The sequence below is a fragment of the Paeniglutamicibacter sp. MACA_103 genome (genome assembly GCF_045798555.1).
Taxonomy (GTDB): domain Bacteria; phylum Actinomycetota; class Actinomycetes; order Actinomycetales; family Micrococcaceae; genus Paeniglutamicibacter.
The window spans coordinates 38,492-57,050 of record NZ_JBIXLN010000032.1 but is presented as its reverse complement, the minus strand read 5'-3'; the positions used below and the strand labels follow the sequence as shown (position 1 = coordinate 57,050).

Here is an 18,559-nt window from a genome sequence, read left to right as displayed (position 1 = left end):
CTGTTGAACACCAATGAACCAAGGAGGTAACCATGGCTGGATTGCGGCCCAATGCGGGACCGACAATGCACGACGTCGCTGCCGCTGCAGGCGTTTCCCAGGCCACGGTCTCGTTGGTGCTGAATTCGGCTCCGGGTTCCCGTTTTTCCGATGACACTCGCCAGCGAGTGCACGATGCCGTTGACAAGCTTGGGTACCGCACCAACGCCCACGCCAAGGTCCTTCGCGAAGGTGTTGCCGGCATGATCGGCTTCATCGGCGACTCGGTTGCAACCTCGCCGTTTGCCGGCGCCATCATCGAAGGCGCCCAAGAGCGGGCCTGGGAGGAAGGGCTGCTCCTTCTGACCGTCAACACCGGCGGCGACAAGGCGCTTGAAGCCGCATCGCTGGACACCATGCTTTCCTACCGCGTGGCCGGTGTCGTCTACGCCGCGATGTACCACCGCCGCCTCGACGTTCCTCAGGCGCTGGCCGGGGTCCCGGCCGTGGTGCTGAACTCACAGGACCGTGCGGGGAAGCTTCCCAGCGTCGTTCCGGACGAAGTGCAGGGTGGTTATGCGGCGACGCGCCACCTGCTGGAAGCAGGACACACCCGCATCGGACTCATCAATATCGAGAGCTTGGACAGCGAACTTCCGGCTGCTGTTGGCCGTTATGCCGGCTACGAGCAGGCCCTTGCGGAATTCGGAACGGAAGTGAATCCTTCGCTGGTCCGCTTTGGCCAGGGCGGCGAGATTCACGGCTACCAACACGCCATGGAACTGCTGACTTCTCCGCATCCGCCAACCGCAATTTTTTGTGTGAATGACAGGACGGCCTGGGGCGCTTACCAAGCGGCCTCGGAACTGCGGCTCTCGATCCCGAACGATGTTTCCATCGTCGGGTTCGACAACCAGTCCACCCTGGCTCCGCATCTACGTCCTGGGCTGACAACCCTTGAACTTCCGTTCGTCGCCATGGGCCGGCGCGCGGTGGACATTCTCCTCCAAGGAGCGGAGCCCGATGGTCGGGTCGAGCTCATGGACTGCCCCCTCGTTGAACGTAAATCCGTTACTCATCCCAAGGAGATGCCATGAGCCGCACCGATACGGCCAGACGCAGGCGTGGATCGGAGGTCATCGTGCCGAATCGGAGGATTTCCTTCTTGAATCGCCGGAAAAAAGTCTATGGGGCATGGCAGTTATACGTATTACTACTACCGGCCCTCATCTATGTCGCGGTCTTCAAGTACTGGCCCATGTACGGCGTCCAGATCGCTTTCAGGAACTACAACCCCGTTGACGGCTTCACCGGCAGCCCATGGGTTGGGCTGCAGCACTTCATCCGCTTCGTCAATTCCTATCAGTTCGGGCAAGTCGTCGAGAACACCCTTTGGGTCGCCGTTCTGGGCCTGCTGATTGCCTTCCCGATTCCGATCATTCTGGCCCTGTTGGTCAACCAGCTCCAGAGTGAGAATTTCAAGAAGTTCACGCAGACCGTCCTCTATTCGCCGGCGTTCATTTCTACCGTGGTCGTAGTGGGCATCATGTTTGTGCTCCTTTCCCCGCGGTCGGGCCTGGTGAACAATGCGATCCAGCTCGGTGGCGGAGAACCGATCTTCTTCATGGGGTCGGCGGAATGGTTCCGACCGATTTATGTCTTGTCCGATGTCTGGCAGAACGCCGGGTTCTCGATGATCGTGTACCTGGCGGCATTGGCCGGAATCGATCCGGCGCTGCATGATGCGGCCAAGGTCGATGGTGCCTCGAAGCTCCAGCGCATCAGGCACATTGACTTGCCGGGCATCATGCCCGTGGTCACGGTGCTATTCATCTTGGCCATCGGCAATCTGCTCAACGTTGGTTTCGAGAAGGCGTTGCTGATGCAGACGCCACTGAATCTCTCCAGCTCCGAGATCATTCAGACCTACGTTTACCACGCGGGCCTGCAGCAGGCCCAGTTCAGCTACTCGGCCGCCATTGGCCTATTCAACTCCGTCCTCAACCTGGCTCTGCTGTTGTTCTTCAACACTGTGGCTCGCCGGGCAAACCAAGCGACCCTGTGGTGATGCCGAAATGTCCCTGAAAACCATCCCCGTGAAAATCAGCTCCCCGCAGGGAATCAACCGCCCGGAGGCCAAGCGGCCTAAGTTGAGGGCCAGATACGGCGACCGCGCCTTTTCCATCGCTGCCACTTCGATCCTGATCCTGTCCATTGTGGCCGTGGTCTATCCGCTGTACTTCATCGTGATTGCCTCCATCAGCGACCCCAACGCCGTCTACGAAGGCAAGGTCTGGCTGTTCCCCTCCGGTGTGACCCTCGAGGGCTACCAGCGAATCCTTGCCGACAGCCGGATCTGGACCGGGCTGGGCAACACCATGGTGTACACCATCCTTGGAACGGCAATCAGTGTCAGCACGATCCTTTGCGGGGCCTATGCGCTCTCGCGCAAGGACATGCCAGGACGAAAATTCCTGATGCTGCTGTTTGTCATCACCATGTTTTTTGATGGCGGACTCATCACCAAGTACCTGGTCGTTCGCGACCTTGGCATGCTTAACACCATCTGGGCAGTCGTCTTGCCCGGAGCAGTGGGCGTGTGGAACCTGATCATCGCGCGTTCGTTCTTCGAACACACCATTCCGCACGAGCTGCGCGAAGCGGCCCAGATGGATGGTGCAAACGACTTCCGGTTCTTTTTCCAAATGGTGCTGCCCCTGTCCAAGCCGCTGATCATGCTCATGATCATGATCCACGTGGTGGCGCACTGGAACTCGTTCTTCGATGCGCTGATATTCCTCAACGACGATTCCAAGTACCCGCTGCAATTGGTTCTGCGCAACATCCTGATCCAGTCGGACGTCTCGTCATCGGGAACCACCGGCGGCGACATTGCCTCGTATGCAGCAGCGCAGCGGATCGCCGAACTCACCAAGTACGCCATGATCGTCGTCTCGAGCCTGCCGCTCATGATCGCCCTGCCGTTCATGCAGAAGCATTTCACCAAGGGCACCTTGATTGGCGCCGTCAAATAACGTCCCACCCCCCTCCGCACTACATCCATGGCTCGTGGCATTCGCTGCGCGTCAAAAGCACATCCCAGAATAGGAAAGACCATGGCAATCAGCCGCAGATATTCCTTCTTCACCGTCATCTTGGCCGGTACCTTGGCGCTTACCGCTTGCGGTGGCGGCAAAGCCGGCGACACGGAAATCAAGGATGCCTCCGCCGACTTCGGATTCCAGCAGACCGGATTCCCGATCGTCGACCAGCAGTTGAGCTTGACCTTCTCCGGATCCAAATCTGCCTTGGCGCCTGATTTCAACACCATGACCGTGGTGAAGAACTGGGAAAAGGACACCAACATCCACATTGACTGGGAGAACCTGCCCGAGACGGTCTTCCAGGAAAAGAAGAACCTCATCCTGGCCGGCGGGGACTTGCCCGACGCATTCTTCAACACCGGTTTGACCGACTCGGAAATAGCCACGTACTCCGCTAGCGGAACACTGATTCCCCTGGACGGATTGATCGAGAAGAACGCGCCGAACCTTTCCAAACTGCTCGCTGAACGGCCTGAGATCAAGGCGGCCATCACCTCCTCCGACGGGCACATCTACTCACTGCCGTCCGTGGAGGAACTTGGCCTGGTCCAGTTCCCCAACGAACTGGCCATCAACACCGCATGGCTGGACAAGCTGGACATCCCGATGCCCAAGACCGTTGATGAATTCCACGACGCCCTGGTTGCCTTCAAGGAGAAGGATGCATCCGGAACCGGCAAGACGATTCCGCTGAGCTTCATGCCGGGTTCCTGGTGTGGGGACATCGTTGACCTGATTGCCGCCCTGGGCGGCGTCCCGGACAATATGGATCACCGCATCGTCCAGGACGGCAAGGTCATCTACACACCCACGCAGGAAGGCTACAAGAAGGCGATCCAAACCCTGCACGAGTGGTATCAGGAAGGGCTGATCGATCCTGAGTCCTTCTCCCAGGACGACAAGGCCTACCTGGCCAAGGGCAAGGCCGCCAAGGAAAACCTTGGCTCCTTCGTCTGGTGGGAGATCCCGGAGATGGTGGGTGCCGACCGCGCCGACGACTACGCCCTGGTGCCGGTGCTTGAGGGAGTGGACGGCCAACGCATCGCGAGCCAGGCCAACAACCAAGAGATTTCCCGCGGTGCCTTCGCCATCACCAACGCCAACAAGTATCCTGCGGCCACCATGCGCTGGGCCGACAACCTTTATGACCCCCTCCAGTCGGCCCAGGCCAACTGGGGCCCGATCGGTGAAACACTCAAGAAGGATGCCAACGGGCTGCTGGTCCAGATCCCGGCGGCTGCCGGAACCAGCGAAGGCGAGCGCCGGCAGATGGTTGCACCGAGCGGACCGAAGGCCAACACGGCTGAGAACTTCAAGACCGTTGTAGCCCCCGAACCGCGTGCCGCCGCCCGCCAGAAGATCGTCGCCGAGAACTACAAGCCCTACGCCGGCAACGACGGTTACCCGCCCGTGGCACTGTCCAACGAAGAGCTTCAGCAGATCAGCACCATCGAGACCGATTCCGCTTCGCTCGTGGAACAGAACGTGGCCAAATGGATCGTCTCCGGTGGCATCGAGCAGGAATGGGACGGCTATGTCTCCCAGCTCCAAGGCATCGGTGTCGACAAGATGATCGAGGTCTACCAGCAGGCCTACGACCGTTACAAGTCGAACTCCTAACTCCACCCGCGTTGGGGTTGGCCGTAGCCACAGGCCTCGGCCGACCCCAACGCCAGCCGCCCTTGCTGCACCAACAAAGAAACGAGATCCGCCCCCTCATGACTGCCTCGACCGCAACAACGGCCGACACGTTCCGTCCCGCCCTGCACTACGCAACGCGGAACACCTGGCTCAATGACCCCAACGGCCTGATTTTCCATGGGGGGCTCTACCACCTTTACTACCAGAACAATCCGCTGGACAACGTCTGGGGCAACATGTCCTGGGGCCACGCCACCTCGCCCGACCTGCTCACCTGGACCGAACATCCCGTCGCGATTTCCTGCGACGAGCAGGAAGACATCTTCTCGGGCAGCATCGTCTTCGACCGGCACAACACCAGCGGATTCGGCACGGCCGAGACGGCGCCGTTGGTTGCCATGTACACCAGCGCCTTCAAACCCGCCTCCGCACACCATGGTGTCCAGGCACAGTCCCTGGCCTACAGCCTGGATGGCGGCTACACCTGGACCAAGCACACCGCCAATCCGGTGCTGGACCGCGGGTCAGCCGAATTCCGCGACCCGAAGGTCTTCCGCTACACCGGCGAGGACGGCAGCTACTGGGTGATGGTTGCCGTGGAAGCCACCGACTTCCAGGTGGTCTTGTACAAATCCGAGGACCTGGCCAAATGGGAGCTGCTCAGCACCTTTGGCCCGGCCAACGCCACCGGCGGCGTCTGGGAATGCCCGGACCTCTTCGCGCTTCCCTTGGACGGAGAAGCGGACAACCTCAAGTGGGTCCTTACGGTGAACTTGAACCCCGGCGGACCCAATGACGGCTCCGCCGGTCAATATTTCGTCGGAGAATTCGACGGGACCACATTCACCTCGAGCACCACGGTTACCGAAGGCCCCCAGGATCCAGCCCGTTTGGCCGAATACCAATGGCTCGATTGGGGCCGGGACTACTACGCCGCCGTTTCCTTCAGCGACGCCCCCGATGACCGCAGGTTGATGATCGCCTGGATGAACAATTGGCAATACGCCAATCAGATCCCCACGTCTCCGTGGCGAAGCCCCATGTCCCTGGCCCGCGTGGTGTCCCTGCGGACCGTCGACGGAAAGCCGCGCCTGGTCCAGCAGATTGCCGAGGATCCCGCCTCCATCTCCAACCTTGAGCCGTCATTCACTCTTGAATCGGCCGAAATCTCCAACGAAACACGGATCATCGATGGTGCGTCCGGCAGCGTCCAACGCATCGAACTCACGTTCACGCCGGGAACGGCCGACGACTTCGGGCTGATTGTCCGCGGCGACGAAACGCACGGGACACGCGTCGGCATCCTGCCTGCGCAGGGACGCCTCTTTGTCGACCGCACGGCATCGGGACAGTCCGACTTCCACGAGTCCTTTGCCTCCATCGACTCGGCGCCGATCCTGCCCATCGGCGGTTCATACCGGCTGACCGTCGTCGTGGATCACTGTTCCGTCGAGGTCTTTGCGCAGGGCGGACTCGTCACGATGACGGAGCTGATTTTCCCGTCCTCCACGAGCACCGACGTATCCCTCTATGCCTCCGGCGGCACGGCGACCGTGAGCAGCCTGAACCTGACGACCTTCTCGTGAGCGAGCATCCTGAATGAGACATGAAATGAACAACGCCGACCACCCCTCCGTGCCCCGGAACCCCCTGGACGTCATCGTCATCGGCGAAGCCCTCATCGACGTCGTTACAACACCCCAGGGAACCATTGAGCATCCCGGAGGATCACCTGCCAACGTCGCCTATGGGCTGGGCCGGCTCGGAGTCGAGGTCGACCTGCTGACGGCCATTGGGCCAGACGAGCGCGGCGTCGCCATCGAGGCGCACCTGGGGAGCGCCGGAGTGGGGCTGCTGCCGGGATCCACTTCGCTGCAAAGAACATCATCGTCCACGGTGACCCTGGCGGACGACGGGTCCGCCAACTACGAATTCGACGTTGCCTGGGAACTGGACCCTATTGCTCCGGCCCTGGCACCCAAATTGGTTCACACGGGTTCAATCGCCACGTTTCTGGCACCGGGTGCCGGTGCAGTCAAGGAACACTTGCGGCACTGGCACGGCGACTGCGCGATCACCTACGACCCCAATATCAGGCCTTCGTTGCTCGGCAGCCATTTCGAGGCGCTGTCGATCTTTGAGGACCTCATCAACCTCATCGACGTCGTCAAGCTCAGTGACGAGGACGCGAAGTGGCTGTATCCGCGCAAGGACATGGACGGGATCGCTACACACCTGCTGTCGATGGGCGCAGGATTGGCGGTCATCACCCGCGGCCCGCACGGGTCTCTGCTCGCGACGGCTTCGAACACCGTAAACGTCCCATCGGTGAGTTCCGTCGTCGCGGACACGATTGGTGCCGGCGACTCGTACACATCGGCCCTGATCATGGGGCTGCTCTCCCGCGGGATCGATGACTTGGCACCCGAAGACCTCGAGCAACTGGGGCGCACGGCATCGCTGGCCGCTGCCATCACCGTGCGGCGTCCGGGCGCAAATCCACCGACCATGGATGAGCTGCGGTCGCATCTGGGAGCGCCTGCAGCCAACTAGCCGCCGGATGCAGGAAACGGGTGTGGCGCGGCCCTTGACTCGGGGATCAAGGGCGGGGGACGCTCGATGTAGGTCCTCCGCCACCCCGACCGGCCGGCCGTGGAGCTACAGGTCCGCACCCGTGCACGCCTATTGAAGGAGAGCATCATGAGCCACCATTTCAACGAGCTGCTGACCCGCCAGTTGGGCAACGAATTCGCCGCTTCCCAGCAGTACATCGCCATCGCCACCTGGTTCGACGGGCAGGACCTGCCCCGGCTGGCCAAGCACTTCTACCGCCAGTCGCTGGAGGAGCGGAACCACGCCATGATGATGGTCCAGTACATGCTGGACCGCGGCATCAAGTTCGCCATCCCAGGAATAGGCGAGGTCCGCAACGACTTCGAATCGGCGGAGGAACCGCTGAAGCTTGCGCTCGCCCAGGAGCTCGAGGTCACCGAAAGCATCAAGGCGCTGTTCGCCGCGGCTCGGGCCGAGAGCGACCCGTTGGGCGAGCAGTTCATGCTCTGGTTCCTCAAGGAACAGGTCGAGGAGGTGGCTTCGATGTCCACGCTACTGAATATCGCGGAGCGGGCGAGCAGCCTCTTTGAGGTCGAGACGTTCCTGGCCCGCGAGTCCGTGGGCGATGCCGGGCAGTCCGATGGTGCAGGCGGGAGCGCAGGTTCACCGGAGGCCGCCGGGGGAGCGCTCTAGGATCTAGGCACGGCTGTCGCGGGAGAACTGCCCGTGGCTTGGTGCCGAGGTTCCCAGCGACCCCGATGACCAAGCATGGAGAAAGACCGAAGCCGCGGGTGTGCGGTGCCCGGGTCAAGCAACGACTCCCGGGGCACCGGCCCCTGCCGCGTCGCCAGATGCTTCCCGGCCGGACGGAGGCGGTGTCCAATGTCGGGGGCAGAGGCCGGGCGGGCGCGAGAAAGCACGGTGCGCGACAGCGCCCCGCACGGTTTCGCGAAGTCGTGACAAGGAACAGTTGCCCTTGGCAGGGGTTATCAAATGCCCAAGCGAGATGCTAGTTTCGTCGCATAGGCATTTCTCGGTTGCTGGTGATCGAGGATGCCGGATACGGCCCGACACCAGGTAAGTCCCGGCATCGGAAAGGGCAACGTCAAGCAATGCGCCGGGCCAGCTATCACCGCCGTCCGAAAGCAGGGACACATGAGCGTTTCACCCCTCATCTGGGGCATCACCATCGTCGTCATCCTTGCCCTGCTCGCCTTCGACTACTTCTTCCACATCCGCAAGGCCCACGTGCCCACGCTCAAGGAAGCCTCGATCTGGTCATCGGTCTATGTGGGGATTGCCATTCTGTTCGGAATCCTGGTTCTGGTCTTCGGCGGGACCACGATGGGGTCCGAGTACTTCGCCGGCTACATCACGGAGAAGGCCCTTTCCGTTGACAACCTGTTTGTCTTCCTTATTATCATTGCCAGCTTCAGGGTTCCCCGCGAGGACCAGCAGAAGGTGTTGCTCTTCGGCATCGTGTTCTCGCTGATCGCCAGGACGGGATTCATCTTCCTGGGCGCGGCGCTGATCAATTCCTTCGCCTGGGTCTTCTACCTCTTTGGCCTGATCCTGCTGATCACCGCCGGAAACCTGCTCAAGCCCGGGGACCACGCGACGGACCAGTCGGACAACTTCATCATGCGCCTGGCCAAGAGGTTCCTCCACACGACCGACCACTTCGATGGAGACAAGCTCTTCACCATGCACCACGGCAAGCGGGCGCTCACGCCCATGCTGTTGGTCATGGTGTCCATCGGCGGAACCGACATCCTGTTCGCGCTGGACTCCATTCCCGCGATCTTCGGCCTGACACAGAATGTCTACATCGTCTTCACCGCCACGGCGTTTTCCCTGATGGGACTGCGCCAGCTCTACTTCCTCCTGGATGGGCTGCTGGACCGCCTCATCTACCTCTCCTACGGCTTGGCCGCCATCTTGGCCTTCATCGGCATCAAGCTGGTGCTACACGCGCTTCACGAAAACAACCTGCCCTTCGTCAACGACGGCGAGCCCGTCCCGGTCATCGAAATCACCACGGCACTGTCACTGGGCTTCATCATCGGCGTCCTCGTCGTCACCGTTGTCGTCTCCCTGCTCAGCAAGGCCGGAAAGGCGCAGACCGCCATCAACAGTGCGCGGCGGCATGCGGTGAACTACATCGACCTCGGCTACACCGCCGATCCTGCCGAGCGCGAGCGTGTGTACCGACTGTTGAAGGACGAGGAAGCCCAGATCCTTGCCATGGACCCGAAATACCGGAACAAGGCCAAGGACGTCGACAAGATCCGTGAGCAGGTGGCCGAGGCACATCGGCTTCACGACGAACACATGCGGCCCTGAGTCCGCCCCCCGGGCACAACAAGCCACCGACCGAAGACCCAAGGAGAATCGGCAATGAGCACTGAAGGAACATTCAACGGCCCGAGCCACGCGCCGGAACCCGCGCCGGCCGGCAGCATTGTCGTGGGCCATGACGGGTCCAAGGGTGCCGACGATGCGTTGGCCATGGCGCTGGAACTGGCCCAGCAGCTGTCGGCACCCGTCGTCGTTTCGCGGGCCTGGTCCATCGCGACCGCGCCGCGCCCGGAGGGGTGGGAGTTCGGGTACGTCCCGGCGATGGACGAGTTCACGGCCGCGGTGCGCGAGGAACTGGAGCGTGACGCACACCAGGTCACCGAAGGGTTTCCCTCTGTCCCGGTCACCTACGAACCGGTCCATGCACCGCCGGCCAAGAGCCTCATTGCGATCTCGCACGAGGCCCGGATGCTGGTGGTGGGAACCCGCGGCCGCGGCGGGCTGACGGGGATGCTGCTGGGCTCGGTGAGCGAGCAGTGCGTGCGGCACGCGGTGTGCCCGGTGCTGGTCGTGCGGCCGCGCAGCTGAGAAAACGCCGAGGGAGGCACCGGCCGCATGGCCGATGCCTCCCGCTGCATGCACCTAGTCCCCGGAGACGGGGGCCGGGATCGCGTTGATGATGCGGAAGCCCACTTCCGGATCGAACCCGTGGATCTCGCGGGTGTCCAGTGCAGCCATGAAGGAAAGGATCTCCATGGTGAAGACCTGGCCGGGAACCAGGATCGGGAATCCCGGGGGATAGGGCGTGACGAAACCGGCCGAAACCACTTCCTCCCCGGCGCGCACCCTCGCGAACAACGCCGGCGGCATGATGTAGTCGCAGGCATTGTTCTTGTACGTGGTGAAGTACGCCGTGCGGATGTCCCCGTCCACCGTGTTCGCGCAACTGCGGTACAGATCGGCAAAGCGGCTGAAGTCCGGAAGCGGCGGCGGGGAGGCGACCAGTTCGGCGATCTTCTTCTCGCGGGCGGCCAACGTCCGCGGGCTCATGTCCGCCCGTTCGCGATCGAAGTGCTCGGCCAGCTTCAGCAGCACGTCGATGAGGTAGGCCACCGCGCTGCGCGAGGTGCCGATGTTGGTCATGAACAGCACGGTGTTCCGGCTGGTCTTGTTGACCTGGACGCCGTACATGTCCATCAGGTACTTGTGCTTGAACGTGTCGCCGTCCACCCCGGTGTTCCCGATGTGCAGCGTCAGCCGGCTGGGGTCCATCACGAATTCGTCGGTGCGCCAGGCCTCGTCCATGGCGGCGATCCCGTCGCGCAGCGGCATCGGCCGCCGGGTCTCGCGGAATTCCTCCGGGATCAGGTCGACAGTGGTCAGCACGCGGAAATATTTCTTCAGCAGCGGGTGGCGCGCCACCATCTGGGCCACTGACTGGGCCAAGTAGGCCTGCCGCTGCACCAGCTCGTAGCCCTCCAGTTCCGCCTGGCGCCGCCCGATGTCCAGCGAGGCCAGGATCTGGTAGTTGGGCGAGGTGGAGGTGTGGGTCATGTAGGCGGCGTTGAACGTCACCTCGTTGAGGTGGGAGAAGTCCTGGTCGTAGACGTGGATCATGGAACCCTGGCGCAGCGCGGTCAGCGTCTTGTGCGTCGACTGCGTGGCGTACACGCGCAGCCGCGCCGTCTCCGGGTCCGGCAGCAACCGGTTTTCCAGCCACACGGAATCCTCCGCAGGTTCCCCGGTCTCCGGATCGAAGAGCACTGCACGCTGGGCCTTGGCACGGGCAATGTATTGCGGGTCCTTGAAGTTCGCGCGGATCGTTGCCGCAGCGGCCATGGCGGTGCGCCGCCGGAAGATCGGGTGGAACCCGGCGAAGGCGAACCAGGCCTCGTCCCAGAGGAAGACCAGGTCCGGCTTGATGGCCAGGCATTCCTCCATCACGCGTTCGACGTCGTAGACGATGCCGTCGAAGGTGCAGTTGGTCAGCGTGATCATCTTGACCTCGTCGAGGCGGCCGGCACGGCGGTAGTCAAGCAACATGGACTTGATGGTCTTCAGCGGCACCGCCCCGTAGAACGCGTATTCGTTCAGCGGGTACGCGTCCACGTAGGCGACCTGGGCCCCGGCGAGCATCAGGGCATAGTGGTGGGACTTGTGGCAATTGCGGTCAGCGATGACCACGTCGCCCGGGGCCAGGATGGACTGGTGCACGATCTTGTTGGCCGTCGAGGTGCCGTTGGTGACGAAGTAGGACCGCCGGGCGCCGAAGGCGCGGGCCGCCAGGACCTGGGCTTCGCGGATGGAGGTGCGCGGGTCCAGCAGCGAGTCCAGTCCGCCGGAGGTGGCGGAGGTTTCGGCGTGGAGCAGGTTCAGTCCGTAGAACTCGCCCATGTCCTTGATCCACCGGGAGTTGACCACGGAGCCGCCGCGGGAAACCGGCAGTGCGTGGAAGACCGCGGCGGGCTTGCGGCTGTGGTGCTGGACGGCATCGAAGAAGGGGGTCTTGTAGCGGTCAGCGACCCCGCGCAGCAGTGAGAGGTGCAGCTCCATGGACTCCTCGCGGCGGAAGAGCCGGGAAAAGCGGCGGTTCGCCAAACCCGCGAGGTCCTCGATGGACACGTCGGCGACCAGGTAGAGGTCAAGTTCCGGGCGCAGCCTCTTGAGCATGTCGGCCAGCCGAAGGATGCGTTCCTTGGGCGGGAAGGCGGAAATCCCGGGGTCCACGAAGCCGTCAAGGAACCTGCGCAGGTCGTCGCCCGGACGGTGCCGGGCCGAGACTCCGAAGCCGGGGCGCAGGATGCAGGCCTGGATGGTGGGGTTCAGCAGCACCGCGATGAGGGCGTCCTCGAGGCTGGGCACCACGTTGATCTGGTAGGTGAAGGCGTCGGATTCCCTGCGTTGGCTCGCCATTTCGGCGATCAGTTCCTCGCGCACCGTCTCGGAGACGTCGTCCACGACCAGCACCTCGAAGCGCGGACGACGGTCGGCGACCGCCGGAACCGGCTGGTCAACCGGCTGGTCAACCGGCTGGGCATCCTGATCGGCAGCGACCGGGCTGTCGTCGAGCTCGTGCCTGAAACGCGTGAAGCCGCGGGTGACCGTCTCGATCAGGGACAGCGAGGTGTCGTAGTCGCCCTCCTCGATCCGCGCCCGCAGCTCGAGCACGTGCGCCTTGCCCGGCACCGCCCAGTAGGTTTCCACGGCTTCAAGCACGCGCAGCTGGCGCGTGACCTCGGCCAGCAGGCCCTTCTCAACCGCGTTCGAATCCGTGTCGGAAAGCGAGAGGGAGGGCAGTTGCTTGGCCGCGTAGCCAAGGTATTCCCAGGCGTCGGTGCGCAGCCGCCATACGCTGGAAGGTGTTGCATATTGTTCGGTGTCGATGGTCGACGATGGCGCTTTCAACTTCTGTTCCAATCCTAGGGTGTGCCCGTCACGGGCGTCACGAATCAAGCTCAAGGTTTCGCGTTTCCGACCACGGGATGCGGCTTCGTCCGCGTCGGGAGGGTGAACAGCGGCAGGAACTCCTGGCGCGGTGCCGGGGGCTCGGTGCCCAGTTCCGCGGCTATCGCGTCGAAGGCGCGCAGCGTGGAGAAGAGCTTGGCGGCGTCCTGCGGAAGCGGCCAGCTGGAAAGCTTGACCCCCACCACCTGGGCGGGGCGGTTGATGTAGACCATCTGCCCGTGGATGCCCAGGCACAGCACCACGTCGTTGCCCTCGTAGGGGAACCACATCTGGTTCCGGTACATACCGCCTGGCATGCGGTTGTCGCCCGGGCTGTTGGCAAAGGCCTCGCGGGAGTCCGGCGCCCCGGCCAGCGTCTGCTCGATCCAGGCCGAAGAGAGCACGCGCGTTCCGCCCAGGGCGAGCCCGTCGTTCAGGAAGAGCGAGCCGAAGCGGGCCATGTCGCGCAGCGTGGCGTTGATCCCGCCGTCGAACATCCCGGTGCCGTACTGGTCGACCCCGATCACGGCGTCGGCCTCGGCGCCGATCTTGCCCCACAAAAGGTGTGACATCAACGTGGGCATGGTGGACCCGGAGACCGCCTCGCAGATCCAGCCGAGCATGTCGGTCTCGCAGGAGCGGTATTCGAAGACGCCGCCGTGGTCCCACTTTTGCCGCAGCGTGGTCAGGTACGGGTACATGCCGGTGGGGCCGGGGACGGCCGGGGGAGCCCAGCCGATCGCCTCCTCCAGCATCCGCACCTCGGCGCGCGGGTCGAGGTAGTCCTCGGAGAACGCGATGCCCGAGCGCATGTCCAGCAGGTGGCGCACCGTGGCCCCGGCGTAGCCGGAGTCGGCCAGCGTGGGGATGTAGGAGGTCAGCTGCGCCTCGGGATCCAGCAGCCCGGCGTCGCACAGCGACCCGGCGACGGCGCCGACCAGCGACTTGCTCACCGACATCAGCAGGTGTTCGGTGCCGGCGTTCATCTCGCCGAAGTACTGCTCGGTGAGCACCGCCCCGCGGTGCAGCAGCATCCATCCGTCGGTGTCGCTCGAGCCCATGACCGAGCCCACGCTCATCGGCGCTTCCTCCGGGCCGGACGGGGGCAGCACGATCGAGTCGAGGTCGCGGTGGGTGGCGGGCAGCTTGGCCACCGGTCCCAGCCCCCGCGAAATCACCGCGGTGGGCAGGAACTCGGCCATGTGCTGGAAGGACCAGCGGAGGTTCTGCGGCAGTTGCCAGTTCTGCATGTCCACCCCGGATGGGTGGTAATCAAGGTTCGTGCCGTCCAACGACTGTGTCCTTCCATGGCTGCACCATTGCAGCATTTGATTTCCGCACGGCGGCGGCGTTGATGTTGTTGCACCGGTGCAGCTAGGCAGGCGCTGCATGGGTTGCAGCGCCTGCCTAGCGCGAGGCTACCACTGGGTCTTGACACCGATCCCGGCGGTGGCATCGGCCTGCAGTTCCCCGCCGACCGGCAGGCCGGCAAACCCGGCCCGGACGGAGTCGATGAAGTGCTTGGCCCGGATGGTCAGCTGGGTCGACCCGTTGCGCTCGAGTTGCAGGCGGCCCTTGGTGACCAGGATGCCCAGGTCGGCGCCCTTCCAGCGGTAGTCGCCGGGGCCGTAGATGCGCAGGAAGAATGCCTCCGACTCGTTCTGCAGCATGTGCCAGTCCATGGCGGGGCGGCTGTAGACCAGGGCGCCGCTGGCGTCCAGGACATACTGGCCGGTTGCCGGGGTGGCGGTGAGCAGCTCGACGGTCTCGGACGTCTCCTTGATGATCATCTGGCTCCACACGTCGGCGCCCGAGAGCGCCTCCCAGCGCGCGTTGATCTCGTCGATGTCCAGGTCGAATTCCACGTCCATGTATTCGAGCAGGTGGAAGAGGAACAGCGGAACGTCCGCGTAGGCCCCCGCCGTCACGTTGGTGATGGCCGATGCCCCCGAGATCCGCGGGTTCAGCTCGCCCAGGTAGACCTCGTCGGTGTCGGTGTCGACGAGCACGTCGACCTCGAAGAAGCCGCGGTAGCCTTCCTTGGACAGGCGGTCGCCCATGCGCTTGACCAGGTCCGTGGCCAGCGCGCGCTGCCGGTCGGTCAGCACGTCGGGGTGCATCTCGTTGCCGCACCAGCCGCCCTTGTACGGGGTCAGGTCGCTGTGGCCGGCCAGCTCGGTGAGGAAGGGGCCGACCAGGGTGCCGGAGCGCGTGAGCACGGCCTCGACTGCCACCGGCAGGTTGTTGATGCGGCGCATCACCTTGATGTCCTCGCCGACGATCTCGGCGCTGTGCTTGTCCCAGTCGGACTCGTTGTTGATGAAGAACGTCGTCTTGCCCGAGTCGCCGTAGGGCGTCTGGACGACCAGTTCGTCCCCGAGTCCGGCCTTGTCGGCAGCCGTGCGCAGGGCCGTCCAATCGGTGCCCGTGGTCAGGACGTTGGGCACCGAAGGCACCCCGGCCTCGTTGCCGAGCTCGGTGGTGACGATCTTGGAATCCAGCCGCGCGCGCAGCTCGGCCGAGGGAAGGATCAGGTCGTAGCCCAGCTCGTCGCAGATCTGCTCGGTTTCCTCGTCGAAGAAGACCATGGCGACCTTGGGCCGCACGCCGGGGCGCAGGTCCTTGGTCATGCGGGCGCGGACCTCGGCGTTGAGCAACAGCCAGTTGTTGATCTCTTCGCCGGAGCCGAACTCGCGGTAGGGCTTGTGCACCGGGGTGAAGACCCGCGGGTGGGCTCCGTCCCAGGCATCGTAGTAGCTGACGTAGGTGAAGTTCCGCACCCAGCGGTCCAGGCCCAGCAGGTTGAACGGGGTGGCGCCGATGAAGAAGACCGGCACGTCATTGGTGCGGAAGAAGTGGCGGACCTCGGAGATGTTGCGCAGCGTGTGCAGCACCGTGTCGCACGGCACGGTGGAGGCGAAGGCGGCATCGGTGCCGATGGTTGCCTCGGGTGCCTCGGGGCCGGTCGGGGTGGCGCGCGGCATCGGGTCCGCCACCGGGGTCGCGGCCTGGGAGGCGGCCGCGGAGCCCTGCTTGTCCGGGGTCGTGTTCGTTGCCGGAATGGAACGCGCAGTCGTGGTCGCGATGGCGGGCTCTTGCTTGCCTGCGGGCTTGGCGTCGGCCTTGACTGCGACCGTGGCGGCTGGCTTCGAGTCGGCGGCCTTGCTGGCCGGGACGGAAGTTGCCGACGGCTTATCCGTGGCCCGGACGGGCTCTTGCCCGGCGGTGGTCTTGGGTGCGGCGTCGGCGGCCTTGACGACCGGAATCGGTGCCGAAGGGACAGAGGCTGCGGCGGTGGTCACAGGCTTTGCGGTCGTGGACTTTGCCTCGGTGGTGGGCTCGGCTGCTGCCGGAGCGGTCTTGGTTGCCCCGGTGCCGGCCTTTGCGCTCGGGGACGAGGTCGTCGCGGTTCCGACTGACTTGGTTGCGGTGTCGGTCGTCTTTGCAGCCGTTTTTGCGGCGGGGGTCTGGGTGGCCGTGGCCGGCTTTGCGGCAGTTGCCGACTTTGCCGCGCCTGGCGTGGCAGCGGCAGGAGCTGTGGCGGCCGCGGTGGAGCTGGAAATGGTGGGCTCGGGGGTCTTCGCAGCCGTCTTGGATGCGGTTCCCGGGATTGTTGCGGCGGTCGTAGATTTTGCTGCGGTGGCTTTGGCCGCCGTTGCCGGCTTGGCCGCGGCAGTCGTTGCCGCCGGCTCCTTGTCCGCTGCAGAGATGGTTCGGGAAGATGCGGCGGCCGGCTTTTCGGTCGCGGCCTTGGCGGGCTTCGCCGCGGTCGACTGGGAGGTCGGCGTGGTGCGGCCCGCGGTCTTTGCGGGTGCGGCCTGTGCTGTAGCGGACTTGGCCGAGCCAGTGCCAGCTGCGGACTTCGTCGGCTTCGCTGCAGACGTCTGTGCGGACGGAATGGTCGCGGCTGTCGTCGATGCTGGCTTTGATGCAGTTGGTTCCGTCGAAGCGGATTTCGCGGCTACTGCCCGGGTGCCCCGGACCGGTGTGGCTGCCTGAGTGGAGCCTGCTGCGATCTTTGCCGAGGCAGCGTTCTTGTCAACCGGGCTTTTGTCTGTCGTCGGTTTGGCCACCACCTTGTTGAGCTGACTTGGCTGGCCGATCTTCTTACCGGTCTTGTTCGCGTGTGCGGTCATTGTCCAACTCCTTTCATCGGGGAGATAGCCGAATCCTGAGGAGGAGGGTGTGCCCCTGGGGTGTCTGGGCCGTGCAGTCGGTGTGATCACCTCCTGCACTGATACCCGACATCATGGGGCGCTTGCCGCCTCCACCCGGTCGGAACGCGGCGGGCGCGACAGACCGACCGGTGGGGATTCTTCATTTCCATCTGCTGGTCCGATAAACGTAGGTGGGAGAGGTGAACGCGGCCTAAACAGCAGGTGATGAATTCCGCACCACCATTGGGGTGATATGGGAATGCGACGTTGAAGTGCGGATTAACGGTTCCAGAGCAGGGCAGTGAACATTAGGGAATAAGGAACCCGTGAGGTTGTGATTGGGATGCACGGATCGTGAATCGACGTGCTGTGATGTGGGTTACCGAAGAGTTTTTTTCGTCACTGTTTTGCCTTTGTTTTCGCATGTGTTTGAGGGCCTCAGGGCGGGCTAAAGGGGTTGAAGATGAATTTTTAGTGGTGACTGAAAGATTTCATTGTGTTACATATTGTGTTACCTATGACACGCGTTTTAAGGAGTTCGGGTATCCGATGCTTGGTGTGAAGGCACGGGGAATTGGGGGCAAATTCGTCGATTATTCAGAAGGGTGGTTCAATCCTCTCGCTACGAGATCGCTCCACGAAGCATCGACTGCATGGAGTCGGATCGGCGGCATCACGGCGCGACGGGAACCGAACGGCCCATACGTTGCAGCGGCGGTGTCAATGATTCCTGAATCACGTTGGTAGCCAGGGTTGACCGCACGTGTGTTGCCAGCATCCGGGAAATCGGGGCGACCCTCCAATACCTGGCGGGAGCCGAATCTGGAGCCTATCGACTCAGCTTGAGTTGTGCGAGAAGGCGGCGCGGGTGGGCGGCTGCATCTGAGACGCCAACGTACGCGTGGGCGATCGTGCCGTCAGTGACGACCAAGGTGCTCCGTACGTGGAGCCTGTCGCCGCCAAACTCAAAAGTGGGCAAGCCCAGCTCGGTGGCCAGGGTGAATCCGGAGTCCGAGAGCAGCGGGTAGGGCAGGTGCAGGCGGTCGACGGCCTCGCGCTGATAGTCGGTGTCCTGGCTGGAGAGCCCGTAAATGCGGAACCCGAGGGCTGCATAGTCCGCAGCCAGGTCGCGGAACTCGCATGATTCGGGCGTGCAACCCTTGGCGCCGGGCACCAGCGCCCATTCGGGCGGCTCCGCGCGGTCGGGGCGGCCGGTCCGTGGGTAGATGAACAAGACGAACGAGCCGGAGGCGAAGTCTTCTGCAGACATCGCCATGCCCGTGGTGGCCGGCAGCGAGACATTCGGGAAGCGTCGCCCGACCAGTTGTTCGCCGGTGGTTTCCATGGCATCAGTTTCCCACGTCGGACCGGTGTTTTCTGCGT

The 18,559-nt window shown here is 63.6% G+C and carries 14 protein-coding genes; 10 read left to right on the top strand and 4 right to left on the bottom strand.

Going from position 1 to position 18,559, the window contains the following annotated elements:
• Positions 1–32 precede the first annotated feature (32 nt).
• The 9 genes from ACIPVK_RS15245 (at position 33) to ACIPVK_RS15205 (ending at position 10,163) form a co-directional block, all read left to right on the top strand.
• Positions 33–1,076, top strand: a complete 1,044-nt coding sequence (locus ACIPVK_RS15245) for a LacI family DNA-binding transcriptional regulator (protein WP_407612827.1) — start codon at positions 33–35, stop codon at positions 1,074–1,076.
• Positions 1,073–2,047 carry an ABC transporter permease gene (locus tag ACIPVK_RS15240; protein WP_407612826.1) on the top strand — a complete coding sequence of 325 codons (975 nt, stop codon included), beginning with the start codon at positions 1,073–1,075 and terminating at the stop codon, positions 2,045–2,047. The genes ACIPVK_RS15245 and ACIPVK_RS15240 overlap by 4 nt, the downstream gene beginning before the upstream one ends.
• Positions 2,048–2,054: 7 nt before the next feature.
• Positions 2,055–3,014, top strand: a complete 960-nt coding sequence (locus tag ACIPVK_RS15235; RefSeq protein WP_407612825.1) for a carbohydrate ABC transporter permease — start codon at positions 2,055–2,057, stop codon at positions 3,012–3,014.
• An 81-nt stretch (positions 3,015–3,095) separates the two neighbouring features.
• Complete coding sequence (locus ACIPVK_RS15230; RefSeq protein ID WP_407612824.1) at positions 3,096–4,703, top strand: ABC transporter substrate-binding protein; 1,608 nt, start codon at positions 3,096–3,098, stop codon at positions 4,701–4,703.
• A gap of 98 nt (positions 4,704–4,801) precedes the next feature.
• Positions 4,802–6,310: a glycoside hydrolase family 32 protein gene (locus tag ACIPVK_RS15225; protein WP_407612823.1), complete on the top strand. Its 1,509-nt coding sequence runs from the start codon at positions 4,802–4,804 to the stop codon at positions 6,308–6,310.
• A 25-nt stretch (positions 6,311–6,335) separates the two neighbouring features.
• Entirely contained in the window at positions 6,336–7,277 is a 942-nt protein-coding gene (locus ACIPVK_RS15220; RefSeq protein WP_407612822.1) for a carbohydrate kinase family protein, read from the top strand.
• 147 nt (positions 7,278–7,424) lie between these two features.
• Entirely contained in the window at positions 7,425–7,970 is a 546-nt protein-coding gene (locus tag ACIPVK_RS15215; RefSeq protein ID WP_407612821.1) for a ferritin, read from the top strand.
• A 462-nt stretch (positions 7,971–8,432) separates the two neighbouring features.
• Complete coding sequence (locus ACIPVK_RS15210) at positions 8,433–9,620, top strand: TerC family protein (protein ID WP_407612820.1); 1,188 nt, start codon at positions 8,433–8,435, stop codon at positions 9,618–9,620.
• A 54-nt stretch (positions 9,621–9,674) separates the two neighbouring features.
• Complete coding sequence (locus tag ACIPVK_RS15205) at positions 9,675–10,163, top strand: universal stress protein (RefSeq protein WP_407612819.1); 489 nt, start codon at positions 9,675–9,677, stop codon at positions 10,161–10,163.
• A gap of 54 nt (positions 10,164–10,217) precedes the next feature.
• Here ACIPVK_RS15205 and ACIPVK_RS15200 read toward each other — a convergent pair whose 3' ends face one another.
• From ACIPVK_RS15200 to ACIPVK_RS15190, 3 genes are all read right to left on the bottom strand, one after another.
• Entirely contained in the window at positions 10,218–12,980 is a 2,763-nt protein-coding gene (locus ACIPVK_RS15200) for an aminotransferase class I/II-fold pyridoxal phosphate-dependent enzyme (protein ID WP_407612818.1), read from the bottom strand.
• Between the two features lie 50 nt (positions 12,981–13,030).
• Positions 13,031–14,311: a serine hydrolase domain-containing protein gene (locus tag ACIPVK_RS15195; RefSeq protein WP_407612817.1), complete on the bottom strand. Its 1,281-nt coding sequence runs from the start codon at positions 14,309–14,311 to the stop codon at positions 13,031–13,033.
• 126 nt (positions 14,312–14,437) lie between these two features.
• On the bottom strand, positions 14,438–16,321 hold the full coding sequence (locus tag ACIPVK_RS15190; protein WP_407612816.1) for a biotin carboxylase: 1,884 nt from the start codon (positions 16,319–16,321) through the stop codon (positions 14,438–14,440).
• On the opposite strand from ACIPVK_RS15190, the gene ACIPVK_RS15185 reads away from it, so the two are divergent.
• Entirely contained in the window at positions 16,314–17,018 is a 705-nt protein-coding gene (locus ACIPVK_RS15185) for a hypothetical protein (RefSeq protein ID WP_407612815.1), read from the top strand. The two genes, ACIPVK_RS15190 and ACIPVK_RS15185, sit on opposite strands and share 8 nt — an antisense overlap.
• A gap of 987 nt (positions 17,019–18,005) precedes the next feature.
• Here ACIPVK_RS15185 and ACIPVK_RS15180 read toward each other — a convergent pair.
• A complete protein-coding gene (locus tag ACIPVK_RS15180) occupies positions 18,006–18,521 on the bottom strand; it encodes a peroxiredoxin (protein WP_407612814.1) in 516 nt (171 codons plus the stop codon).
• Positions 18,522–18,559 lie beyond the last annotated feature (38 nt).